This window comes from Kosakonia arachidis (genome assembly GCF_900116535.1).
Taxonomy (GTDB): Bacteria; Pseudomonadota; Gammaproteobacteria; order Enterobacterales; family Enterobacteriaceae; genus Kosakonia; species Kosakonia arachidis.
This window is the reverse complement of record NZ_FPAU01000001.1, coordinates 1133954-1146058: the sequence shown is the minus strand read 5'-3', so window position 1 is coordinate 1146058 and position 12105 is coordinate 1133954. Positions and strand designations below refer to the sequence as shown.

Annotated in this window: 10 protein-coding genes and 2 pseudogenes; 2 read left to right on the top strand and 10 right to left on the bottom strand. The window is 47.7% G+C overall.

The features are described 5' to 3' along the window. Positions 1-413: 413 nt before the first annotated feature. A complete protein-coding gene (locus tag BM427_RS05560) occupies positions 414-1199 on the top strand; it encodes an alpha/beta fold hydrolase (protein WP_090119899.1) in 786 nt (261 codons plus the stop codon). Positions 1200-1281: 82 nt separating this feature from the next. On the opposite strand, the pseudogene BM427_RS05555 reads toward BM427_RS05560, so the two are convergent. The 6 genes and pseudogenes from BM427_RS05555 to BM427_RS05535 all read right to left on the bottom strand — a co-directional run. After that, positions 1282-1729 (bottom strand): annotated as a pseudogene (locus BM427_RS05555) (transposase); the annotation flags it as partial. A gap of 112 nt (positions 1730-1841) precedes the next feature. Then, on the bottom strand, positions 1842-2543 hold the full coding sequence (locus BM427_RS05550; RefSeq protein WP_254779575.1) for an MFS transporter: 702 nt from the start codon (positions 2541-2543) through the stop codon (positions 1842-1844). Continuing rightward, positions 2534-3058 carry an MFS transporter gene (locus BM427_RS25665; protein ID WP_367888884.1) on the bottom strand — a complete coding sequence of 175 codons (525 nt, stop codon included), beginning with the start codon at positions 3056-3058 and terminating at the stop codon, positions 2534-2536. Before BM427_RS25665 ends, BM427_RS05550 begins: the two co-directional genes overlap by 10 nt. A gap of 77 nt (positions 3059-3135) precedes the next feature. Next, entirely contained in the window at positions 3136-3699 is a 564-nt protein-coding gene (locus tag BM427_RS05545; protein WP_244316586.1) for a GNAT family N-acetyltransferase, read from the bottom strand. Continuing rightward, positions 3696-4115: an L-threonylcarbamoyladenylate synthase gene (locus tag BM427_RS05540; RefSeq protein WP_090119896.1), complete on the bottom strand. Its 420-nt coding sequence runs from the start codon at positions 4113-4115 to the stop codon at positions 3696-3698. The genes BM427_RS05545 and BM427_RS05540 overlap by 4 nt, the downstream gene beginning before the upstream one ends. After that, positions 4100-5208 (bottom strand): annotated as a pseudogene (locus BM427_RS05535) (IS3 family transposase). Before BM427_RS05535 ends, BM427_RS05540 begins: the two are co-directional and overlap by 16 nt. A 975-nt stretch (positions 5209-6183) precedes the next feature. Between BM427_RS05535 and BM427_RS05530 the strand changes: the two are divergent. Then, positions 6184-6912, top strand: a complete 729-nt coding sequence (locus BM427_RS05530; RefSeq protein WP_090119894.1) for an EAL domain-containing protein — start codon at positions 6184-6186, stop codon at positions 6910-6912. A 2-nt stretch (positions 6913-6914) separates the two neighbouring features. Here the strand turns inward: BM427_RS05530 and BM427_RS05525 are convergent, their stop codons facing one another. The 4 genes from BM427_RS05525 to ydiJ all read right to left on the bottom strand — a co-directional run bounded on the left by BM427_RS05525 (position 6915) and on the right by ydiJ (position 11923). Further along, the gene (locus BM427_RS05525) at positions 6915-7265 is read right to left on the bottom strand and encodes a hypothetical protein (RefSeq protein ID WP_244316587.1); all 351 of its coding nucleotides are present in this window, start codon (positions 7263-7265) and stop codon (positions 6915-6917) included. 67 nt (positions 7266-7332) lie between these two features. Beyond that, the gene (gene lpxP / locus BM427_RS05520; RefSeq protein ID WP_090119890.1) at positions 7333-8250 is read right to left on the bottom strand and encodes a kdo(2)-lipid IV(A) palmitoleoyltransferase; all 918 of its coding nucleotides are present in this window, start codon (positions 8248-8250) and stop codon (positions 7333-7335) included. A gap of 209 nt (positions 8251-8459) precedes the next feature. Continuing rightward, on the bottom strand, positions 8460-8870 hold the full coding sequence (menI, locus tag BM427_RS05515; RefSeq protein WP_090119888.1) for a 1,4-dihydroxy-2-naphthoyl-CoA hydrolase: 411 nt from the start codon (positions 8868-8870) through the stop codon (positions 8460-8462). After that, a complete protein-coding gene (gene ydiJ, locus BM427_RS05510; RefSeq protein ID WP_090119887.1) occupies positions 8867-11923 on the bottom strand; it encodes a D-2-hydroxyglutarate dehydrogenase YdiJ in 3057 nt (1018 codons plus the stop codon). Before ydiJ ends, menI begins: the two co-directional genes overlap by 4 nt. Positions 11924-12105: the final 182 nt, after the last annotated feature.

The following is a 12105-nucleotide window of genomic DNA, read 5'->3' as shown; positions in this document are numbered from 1 at the left end:
CTCTGCAGGAAGGCTTTACAGATAAGTGAAAAATTGTTTAATAGATTGATAAATAATGAATTTAAAACAACCAGCCGCGGATATCCGGCGAAAAAGATAAGATGTATAGGCAATACCTATTTTTGAGATAGGATCGAAAAAAACATCGCCTCAAAGACATAGCGTGTTATCAAAAAACAGACGCGCACGCTCGACTTGCGCCCATTTCCTCTTCACCAATCGCGATTAAATCCACAGTGATTTGAACAGAGATCGCCATGGAAAAGAGGGGGATATTTGCGACAACACACTGACCACGACTTAAGACGCTTATTTGCAATTAAGATTTTCTCACCCAACGCAGCGGAAATATCTGCTGTAAGATATCGCCGGGTTTACATCCAGGCTATGCCCTGAAAACAAGGAGAAAGTTGATGAAGGCAATGATGTCCTATTTAGATACCGGCTCGGGATTTCCCGTTTTACTCGGCCACAGTTATCTGTTCGATAAATCAATGTGGGCACCGCAGATTGAGGCTCTGGCTAAACAGTTTCGCGTGATAGCGCCGGATTTATGGGGCCACGGTGATTCTCCCAATCTGCCAGCATCAACAACATCACTGGCAGATCTGGCCGCCGATCATCTGGCTCTAATGGATGCCTTACAGATTGAGGAGTTCGCGGTAGTGGGATTGTCCGTTGGCGGCATGTGGGGAGCCGAACTGGCTGCCGCTGCGCCACAGCGGGTAAAAGCGTTAATGTTGTTTGATACCTTTATTGGCGATGAAACCTGTGAGGCACGCGAACGTTACTTTGGCATGCTCAACGCCATTGAGACAACTGGCTTCATTCCGCCTGCCATGCTGGATTACATTATCGGGCAATTTTATTCTCAACATGCCACACCTGCAGATGTCCAGCGGCTTAGCACATATCTCTCTTCACTCACGGCAGAACAACTGCGTGGCAGTATCGTGCCGCTGGGTAAACAGATTTTCGGTCGCCCGGACAGGCTTTCAGTGCTGAATACCATTCGCTGTCCGGCACACGTTGCGACTGGTGAACTGGATCGGCCGAGGCCGCCGGTCGAAGGTCGCCTGATGGCTGAAAAGCTGAGCTGCGATTTTACGCAGATCCCGAATGCTGCGCATATCAGCAGCCGCGAAAATCCTGTGCTGGTGCTGCGCTTGATTGAGGATTTCCTCTCCAGGCATTTATAACACTGCAAAGGCCCGTTTAAACCGGACACTTCACCATTAAGACATAGGCATAGGCCTATGTTTAAGGAGTGTCCTGTGCAAAGATACGTTGGTAACCATAGCAAACCCGCACCGCAGCAATCTCACTTATCCTCTGGGTCAGGGCTCTGTCATCACGGCATCTGCGATAGTTGTACGCCAGATAATTCTGCATCATCAGACGGCAACTACCACGCAGACCAATACGATATGCTTCCAGCAGGTAATCCACCGACTCCCGTTTCTGGAGGGGCCTCAGAACTTTTTTGAATGACATTCTGGAGCAGCACTTCCTTATCCAGACTGAGGTCTGCCACCAGACGAAGGAGCCGCTGGTTTTCATCTTCCAGTTGCCGCAGACGACGCAGTTCTGTCACGTTCATACCGCCAAACTTTTCTCTCCGTTACAAAAAGTGGCTTCAGAAAAGCCCATCTTTTGCACACTTTCTCCACCCGCGTGCCGGTTTCAGCGCAAACGCGGTCTGTTCTTCGGTATAGCGGGTTTTTTTAATGACGGACTGGCCTCTTTGTTCGATGCAAGAAAGACCGGATACTTCTGTTTAGACTGGCTCTGTTTACAGGGGAGAGCAACTGACACGTTGAATAAATTGAGTACGAATAGTCCTATCCAAGATCAGATCCTGCATGGTGTTCAGGGGCTTCAAGCTTGAATTGGCGCACCTGTGGCAGGGCAAGAATAAAGGCTGAAAACATCAAACCTGGTGTGGCGATAAATATCGCCTCGCGCGGTGAACGCGCTTCAGCCAAATAACCGTTGACCAAAGCACCTAAAAGAATAGTAATGCAGAATAAAACGCGCAGAGAGGCAATAACTTTACCAAGTAGAGGTGAAGGGATAACTATTTGATTGATAGAAACATTAATGACATTGAAAATAGTCTGACCTATTCCAAAGAAAAAGAAAGCTATACTTATAGCAAAGACAGCCCATTCAACCGACTGTAACAGGATCAGGATTATCCCCCACAAAACAGTTATTCCCACCCCAAATAACAGCGACTTACCATAGCCAAGTTTTTTAATTATAGAGGGTATCAGTGATGATCCCGCCAATACACCAATGGCACCAGGGATGAAAACCAGACTAACCATAAAAGGAGGTATTTTGAGTTGATTGATTGTGTAAAAGATAAATATCGTGTAGATCAATGCGTAGCAAAAATTCCATATCGCACCACTCAATGTAATAACCCTTAACAAAGGCGTTTTAAAAACAAATTGATAACCTATATAAACATCGCTTAATTTACCGTTCCTTTTTTCTCTATCTATTGCATTTTTGATTTTTGCTTTTTTTAATGACAATAAAAAAGTGATGACAGAAGGAATAAAATAACATTGAAAAACAGAGCGTCCGCGACAGAGAATATTTTTATAATGCAACCTGCTATAACAGGGTCCAGCAATTCAGAAAGTGAATTTGCGCTCGCCAATTTAGCATTGCACTGGATAATTTCAGAGGATTCAAACAGCCCAGAGGTCAACTTACGATATGAAATATCAAAAAAAATAGTTTTCCACTCCCTAAGAAAAACACAGACAAAAAATAAAGATAAAAAACTTAATTGAGAAAAAAATGTAATGAAAATAAAAATTAATATCGGCGCACGAAAAATCTCGCTGGCAATCATAATTTTGAGCGAATTATGGCGATCGACAAAAATTCCTGAAAAAATACCCAGCAGAATGGGTGCCATCTGCTCTGAAAAAACCAGGCATCCCATTTGAACGGGTGTTACATGCAATTGCGTTATAGCGAAAATTGGTAAAGAAAAAAGTGATATTTCGGTACCTAACTGGATGAAAATTAGAGAGAACAACAAATTATTGAATATTCAATTTTCCCATAGTGATAAATTTTCTTTCATCTCGCCCTCTATTAACCATAGTTATTAACTCATGTATTCAACGTCCATTCATTAGCAAAAACTCTATAATGAAACTCATCACTTGTAGATCCTTTGAAAAAATCCGCCTCTTTCAACTCGTTAATTTTTTTAAGTTTCAAAGATTCTACTAAACCAATTGATGCCAGATTGCGGGTGTCTATCAATGCGTCGACATGAGATAAATTATAGTTATTAAATAAAAAATCTATCAACATACGTACGCACTGTTTTGCTATCCCCTTTTTTTGATATTGACTAAAAACATGATAAGCGATATACGCCCATCCTTGATCAACCATAATGGTCGCCTGGACATATCCCAGATAGGCGCCGCTATTACGATTTATAATGACCCAATTCAGCCATATTTCACTCTGTTCTGAAGAGAGACGTTGAGATATTCTCTCATAACGTGCTACCAATTCATCAAGGCTTACCGGCGGGTGGGACGGTATAAACTTATAATCATTATCATTACATAGCCCTGCATACATTTCGTGCGCATGCGACTTATCCAATGGTTCTAGAAGAAATAAATCTGACACTATAGGTTCAATTAATTTAGAATTCACCGTGCAAACTCCATAAAACCTAACATCAAGGCTGTGAATAGAGATTTAATGACAGTACTATCATTACCCCCTAACATGGAGTAAGTTAAATACCCATCATTTTTGTTTATGGAATCAAAAACTGCCACGTCAATGTTCACAGACAGCCTACCCTTGATGAAAAATACATACCGCTTCCCCTTAGAAAAAATATTAGTCAAGATTCCGTCACTCAATCGAATCTTATTTCCTTCCTTAAAATTTTGTAGCCAAGTAGTTTCATTTCTGGATATCAAACGTTCACCCAAAAGTAAAAAATCAACATCTTCATTATGCCTAAAAAAATTTATTGAATCCTCAGTATTATCAATTATGGGTTCACCACCACCATTAAGAGAGGTATTTGTAGTCCCTCCGGTTTTTAGTACCACTGCCAATGAGGACCTCCGGCCAGTTTTTGCCTTGCACAGATAACGGGCGGAATATTACCCAGTGAGCTATGGGGGCGTTCCTTGTTATATTCTGTGCGCCAGTTTTCTGTTAGTGCGCGCACTTCAGATAACGTTCTGAACAGATACATATCGAGTATTTCTTGTTCGCAGCGTTTTGTTAAATCGTTGAATAAATCCGTTCTGCATTGGCCTGCCTGGCTGAATAAAATCGAGTATCACACCGTGCAACTCTGCCCATTCGGCTAAAGCAGCGGCTGTAAGTTCTGGCCCATTATCGCTGCGTATAAATGCCGGATAGCCTCTTTCAGCACTTAACCGCTCCAGGATGCGCACAACGCGCTGAGCTGGTATATTCAAATCAACCTCGATTGCCAGCGCTTCCCGATTAAAATCATCGACGACGTTAAATAACCTGAAGCGCCGCCCGTCGATCAAGGCATCACTCATAAAATCAACTGACCAGCAGGGGTTCATTTTATGCGGAATAACCAACGGTTGTGGATACCTGTCAGGTAAACGTTTTTTCCCTTTGCGCCGAAAATTGAGTTTTAACAATCGATAGATCCGGTAAACACGTGTTGCATTCCACTGTAACCCTGCCTGCCGTAATTTATTGAACATAAGTCCAAAACCATAGACCGGATACTGATGCGCCTGGTTTTGCAGTGCCCCGACCACGGGCAGATCCCGTGCCGTGTTCGGGGAATAGTACAACAGGCTTCGACTGATACCAATAATCCGGCACCCGCGTCGTTCACTGGCCTGATGTTCCTTCATAACGTAACGCACCAGCTCACGCTTCTCAGGCACCGTTAAAGTTTTTTGAAACAACATCCTTAAGAATTTCATGATCTAAACTGAGGGATGCATACATTTGCTTTAACCGGCGATTTTCCTCTTCCAGCCCTTTCATTCGTTTGATATCAGAGGATTCCATGCCGCCATATTTGGCTTTCCAGTTGTAATAGCTGGCTTCCGACACACCGTTTTCCAGACACACATCCTTCTCATGCCGACCCCCTTCAACCTCTTTCAGAACCCGCAGGATCTGAGTTTCAGTGAAACACGCTTTCTTCATGATGAGCCTCCTTTGGTTGTATTTTAACCAGAGAACTCTATCAAGCAGTAAGACTAAATTCAGGGGGGACTACATCATGACGGGTTGAAAGGCAGTCGCTGAGAGAACATCAATGTTCGCTGTCAGCTATAAATTCACGGTGTCCGTTTTAGCGGGGGCAACTCCAACCCCTCCGTGATACTCCACTCCCCGCCGACGGAGAGTGGAGATCGCACAAGCTCACCACCTGACTTCAAAGTGACTTTTGCTACGCCCACAGTGCACGGAAGGTACTTTTGAGATATAGCAATAGCGTATAAAAATACCGCGATCTGATTTTGTTATTTTCGGAACTCATTACACTCGTCCTTTGCAGACGAAATTCATCAATTACAAATTTGAAAGGATTTTATTACTGCATTCTGAGCATATTTATCCTTTTAAGGCGTTGCCTCTCATGGGTACATAAAAACAGGAATGATATTGCCATGAAACGATATTTCATTTTTTAATACCCGACTTTCTTATGCCGATATGCATATTAAAAATACAAGTTTACGCAGATCATTCATGATTAAAAAAAGATCAAAAAAAGAGAACAACGAATAACTCTGTGTGAGGCTATGGCAGGGAATCTGCAGACTGAAAAGGGGGATATGCGCAAAAGTCTACACCTTTGGCAAATCCCGCTATAGGCGATGAGTGCGTATGAATTTGTGTTGAGTTCACTTTTCCCGTAGAAAAACAAGGTGATAAATAAGACAAAACACAAATTATTAGTTGATAAACCTGACACAATAAAAATATCTAAAAAAAAAGACCATCATTAGTTATAGATTTAAGCGATCATTTTAATAATAGTAATAGATACAAACTATCGAAAAGAAAGGATCGATCATTCAAAACAATTTTCAAACTTTATGATTAATTGTGTAAAATCGAAAATTATATAGTGGTTAGACCTGTTCTTATGAGTAGGGAGCTGAATCAGGGATAATGAATATAAAAACACTGGAAATTGCGGACAAAAAACTTAGCGTTAGCGCAGAGTTCAACCCCGTTATGCACCTTTCTGGAAAAACTATTTTCCGCTATGAAGTTCTTGCCAAAATTTATAATGCCAGCGATCGTTGGCTTCCAGTTGAACAATCCTTCGATATTCTTGAGATTAAAGCAATTAGCGATTTTTTGTTTGAAACTGTCTGCGAACTGCTGAAAAAGAAAGAAGGTATCACGGTATCATTCAAACTCCCCGTTCAGTTAATGAATGATATGGCGTACCTCGCCAGCCTTTACCAACGGTGCGGACATCATCATGTATCGCCACAACGCATTGAGATTGAGATTGGCAAGTGGCTGACTGCTACACAACAGATGCATCATCACGCGTTTTTACAGCAGGCGAGAACCTATGGTTTTATGCTCTCGTTAGAGGATTTTAGCACCCAGAATGAATCTGCCGACAGCCTGCAACTGTTTCGCTTTGACACAATTAAACTCGCGCGAACGCTTATTCACGGCATTGCCACAAGCCCGGCGAAATTATCAACACTTCACAATTTAATCGACAAGGTGATCCCGGCTGGTACGCATGTAATTTGCGAGGGCGTGGAACGTTCATCCGACCTTGCGCTGCTCAGCCGCTACAGTCATATCGGCATCGAAGGTTACATGTTCTCACGCCCGTTAACCTTCAGTCAGTTGCGACTGCTGGAAGGCTTTTAACCTTACTGCCCTGTATCCTTACGCGTACAGATGATGGCTTTATCATCCGTGTGTTTGCTGTCCGAAAGGAAGAAGGCCTTTTTGCCACTGGAGATCTGCGTGATGATGTTGATTGCCACCCAATTGGTCTCGCTGTTCTTATCCTGGCTGTCGGTATAAATCAGCGAGCGGCCAGTATAATCGTCAGAGATATCGAACGGCTTCTCTTGCGGATTGGTATAGTGATGGCTGTTGACAGTAAGTCCGTCAGGCTCAACAACAGCGGTGTATTCATCGCAGGAGAGGTTGATTCCGGCGGCGAACGAACATACGGAAAAGAGGGTGAAATAGCTGACCACAATAAACCTGAGCATAAGCATCCCGTGTCAATTTTAACGTCATGCAATACAACGCCCGAAATTAGGGCGCTGAAAAAAGCGATCAATTATAGAGCGAAGGCTCACCGAGGGGACGGGTTTTGAAACGGCGATGGATCCATAGATACTGTTCCGGCGCGCGCAGAATTTCGCGCTCAATCACTTTATTCATATAGCTGGCCGCCGCAAACTCATCCATGCATGGATAATCATTTAACGCAGGACCAATATGCAATGAATAACCGGAACCATCGGTTTTGCGCACCATCGTTACCGTCAACATTTTAGCACCCGACAGACGCGAAAGCACAAACGTGCCGTTGGTGGTGGCGGCATTTTTCACCGAGAAGAACGGCGCGAAAGTGCTTCCCTTCCGACCATAGTCCTGATCCGGCGCAAACCAGACGGCTTCCCCTTGTTTTAATGCATTCACCAGCTCTTTCAGGTTGCGGCGATCGATCATATTTTTATTTGAACGCATACGCCCGCGCGTCTGTACCCACTCCATCAGCGGGTTGTTGTGCGGGCGATAGGTTGCCATCATCGGCTGACACAATCCCATCACACGGCCGCCCAGTTCCAGCGACATGAAATGTACTCCGACAACCATCACGCCCCGTTCATTGGCCTGCGCGGCCAGTAGATTCTGGTAACCTTCGACATCAAACCAGCGGCGCACGCGTTTATCCGACCAGAACCATGCCATGCCGGTTTCGATTAATCCCATGCCAAGCGACATGAAGTTTTTGGCGATCAACGCATCTCGCAGCGCTTCGCTCATAACCGGAAAGCAGAGTTCAAGATTACGGCGCGCAATGCGTTCGCGACGCTTCAGAAAACGGCGGGAGAGATGTCCAAGCCCTGAACCAAGGCGAACCAGAACGGGATAAGGTAGTTGAACGAGCAGCCTGAGTAGAGCCAGACCGATCCAGGTCACCCAGTAGCGCGGGTGTAAGAATCCGAGTTTAAACGATACCATCATTGTTACCTTAAAGCCTAAATTCAGTAGCGCTTAAGGAGGCAATGAATCACTTCATTAAGTCATTACGCGTTACAGCTATTCGCCGCGGCAAAAGTCACCGAAACGATACATCCTGTGTCGCGCACTATAGCACGAGACGTCAAAAAGAGATGATGGGAATGATGAAGAAAAGATGAATATTTTCGGCGGATTACCTCCGCCGAAACGTGTCAGACAATTGCTGTGGTCAGGCGGGATGAGCAACAAAGCCGCGACTGTTCATCAAACAGTTCGATTTGCCAGACCTGATGGCGTCCACCCGTATACAGCGCGCGACAAACACCGCGAACCCGGCCGCTTCGCACCGAACGTAAGTGGTTCGCATTCACCTCCAGCCCCACCACATTTTGATCCCCTTCGGTGCATAAATAGCCAGCCACCGAGCCAAGCGTCTCCGCCAGCACGACAGACGCACCGCCGTGCAGCAGGCCAAATGGCTGACGCGTACGGTCATCCACCGGCATGGAAGCTTCCAGTGCATCATCCGTGATGCGCTCAAAACGAATATCCAGCAGGCCAACCATATTGCCGTCGCCCATGGCATTGAGCGCTTCCAGCGTGACCGCACGTTTCCAGATCATCCCAGTATCTCCAGCAAAGCCTGTAGTGGATGACGCACGCCGCTACCCTCAATGCGCTTCACCTGGCTACGACAGGAGTAGCCAGTCGCCAGACAGCGGTTACGCGGCAGACGCTGTATCGCCTGGTGCCAGGACAGTTCATAAATGCCCAGCGAAGTGGCATGGTTCTTCACTTCGTGGCCGTAAGTACCTGCCATGCCGCAGCAACCCACGCTGACATTTTGCAGTTTCGCGCCGAAACGAGCGAAGATCGTCGCCCACTGCCCTGTCGCGCCCGGCAATGCCGTCACTTCTGTACAATGGCCGAACAGATACCACGGTTCGCCGCTCATCGCGCGGGGCTCGACATGCCCCAGCGCCGCAGGCAGCCACTCATGCACCAACTGAACATGAAAATCACCACGCTTATCGCCCAGCGCCAGTTTGTACTCGTCGCGATAGCACAACACCAGCGCCGGATCGACACCTACCATCGGCATCCCCAGTTGCGCCACGCGATTGAGGAAATCGGCGGTCTTCTGCGCGGTCCTGGCAAAACGGTTGAGGAACCCTTTAATGTGTTGCGCCTTGCCGTTTGGCGAGAAAGGTAACACCACCGGCTCGAAACCGAGTTTCTCCACCAGGCGCACAAAGTCAGCGACAACCTGCGCATCGTAATAACTGGTAAACGGATCCTGTACCACCAGCACCGCTTTCGCTTTCTGGGCAGAGTTGAGCTTTTCAAGCTGCTCCAGCGTCATATTCGCCGTGCGGTGACCCACCATCTGGCGCTGCAGGGAGGGCACCGACAGCAGCGGTAAATCGACCATGCCAATATGTTTGGCCGACAGCGAACGCACCCACGGCTGGCTCATAAAGAAGTTAAATGTCTTCGGCGCACGCGCCATCAGCGGCGCATAACTTTCCACCGTAGCGACCAGGTGATCGCGCACCGGACGCAGATAACGGCTGTGATAGAGTTGCAGGAAGCGCGAACGGAATTCCGGCACATCGATTTTAATGGGGCACTGCGTGGAGCAAGCTTTGCAGGCCAGACAGCCGGACATCGCCTCTTTTACCTCGTGCGAGAAGTCATACTCCCCACGTCGTGCATGCCAGCTGTTGCGGGTGCGCTCAATCAATGTACGCAGGCTGGCGCGTTTTTCCGGCAGCTCTTTTTCCAGCTTCAGCGGATCAACGCCACGATCCGCCAGCAAGCGCAGCCATTCGCGCACCAGCGTCGCGCGCCCTTTCGGGGAGTGAATTCGGTTAGCGGAAATCTTCATTGACGGGCACATCGGGCTTTTCACATCAAAGTTAAAGCACAGACCGTTGCCGTTACACTCCATCGCCCCGCGCCATGAGGTACGTACTGCGATGGGAATTTGTCGATCCAGGGTGCCGCGTTTGACGTCATCCACCTGTTTCATTGGCGCATCAACGCCCTCCGGCGGACAAATTTTACCGGGGTTCAGGCGATTCTCAGGATCGAATGCCGCTTTGATTTTGCGCAGCTCGCCATAGAGCTGAGCGCCGAAAAAGGCAGGGCTGTACTCGGCGCGGAACCCTTTCCCGTGCTCTCCCCACAGCAGACCGCCATATTTCGCCGTCAGTGCCACCACCTCATCAGAGATGGATTTCATCAATACTTCCTGCTGCGGATCGCACATATCCAGTGCCGGACGCACGTGCAGCACACCAGCATCCACATGACCGAACATGCCGTAGCTCAGGCCGTGGCTGTCCAGCAGCGCACGGAACTCAACGATATAATCCGCCAGATGTTCCGGCGGTACGCAGGTATCTTCAGCAAACGGGATCGGTTTCGCCGCTCCTTTCGCGTTGCCCAGCAGACCGACCGCTTTTTTACGCATCGCATAAATACGCTCAATCCCGGCCAGATCCTCGCAAAGCTGCCAACCAATGACCCCACCATCACCGTTGGCCATCAGCGTATCGAGCCGCTGGCACAGCGCCGCAACTTGCCCCTCAATCAATTCCTGATCGTCACCGGCGAACTCAACAATATTCAGGCCGAGCAGCGTTTTGTCTGGCACATCGGTAATCAGTTCTTTCACTGAATGCCAGACGATATCTTCACGCGCCAGGTTCAGTACTTTCGAATCCACGGTTTCAACCGACATCGCGCGCGCTTCCACCATAAACGGCGCATTGCGCAAGGCGGAATCAAACGAGTCATATTTTATGTTCACCAGGCGACGCACTTTCGGTAGCCGGGTGATGTCGAGCCGCGCTTCGGTGATAAACGCCAACGTCCCTTCAGACCCGGTTAACACGCGGGTGAGATCAAACTCCGTCATCTCATCATTAAAGACGTGACGCAGGTCGTAGCCGGTAAGGAAACGGTTCAGTTTCGGAAATTTATCGAGGATCAACTCGCGGTTGTCGCGACAGCGCTCAAGTACGGTTTTGTAGACGCGACCAATCGCTGTGTTGGCCTTGCCCAGCGTTTCCGCCAGCGCCACCGGCATTGCCTGCGTATCGAGAATATCACCGCCCAGCAGCACCGCGCGCACGCCCAACACGTGATCGGAGGTTTTACCGTACACCAGTGACCCCTGACCGGAAGCATCGGTGTTGATCATTCCGCCAAGCGTCGCGCGGTTACTGGTGGAGAGCTCCGGTGCGAAAAAGAAACCGTAAGGTTTCAGAAATTGGTTAAGCTGATCCTTAATGACGCCCGCTTCAACGCGCACCCAGCCCTCTTCCGGGTTGATTTCTATAATGCGGTTCATATAGCGGGACATATCGACAATAATGCCCTGGTTCAGCGCCTGGCCATTGGTGCCTGTGCCGCCTCCGCGCGGCGTAAACACCAACGTGCGGAAGCGCTCTTCCGCCGCCAGACGGGTAATCAGTGCAACATCAGATGTTGAACGGGGGAAAACGACTGCATCGGGTAATAACTGGTAAATACTGTTGTCCGTCGCCATTGTCAGCCTGTCGGCATAATTTGTGGCGGTATCACCTGTAAAACCTTGCTGCTCCAGTGCTTGCAAAAAATTCAGCACCAGCTGAACAACGCCGGGTGCCTGGGAAATCTGTGGGATCATTATGCTTGACCCTGCCTGATGGTAAGTGTTGTGAATAGTTAATCGTTTGCTTTAAGCATGCATCGTTGTATCACATTTTTTTCTTATACGCCCAGAGAATTGCAGGAACAATCGGGCTGGGCAAACGCGCTGAAATCATTAATCATTATCACGGGCCTCTTCCTGCAATGCCCACTCTTCAG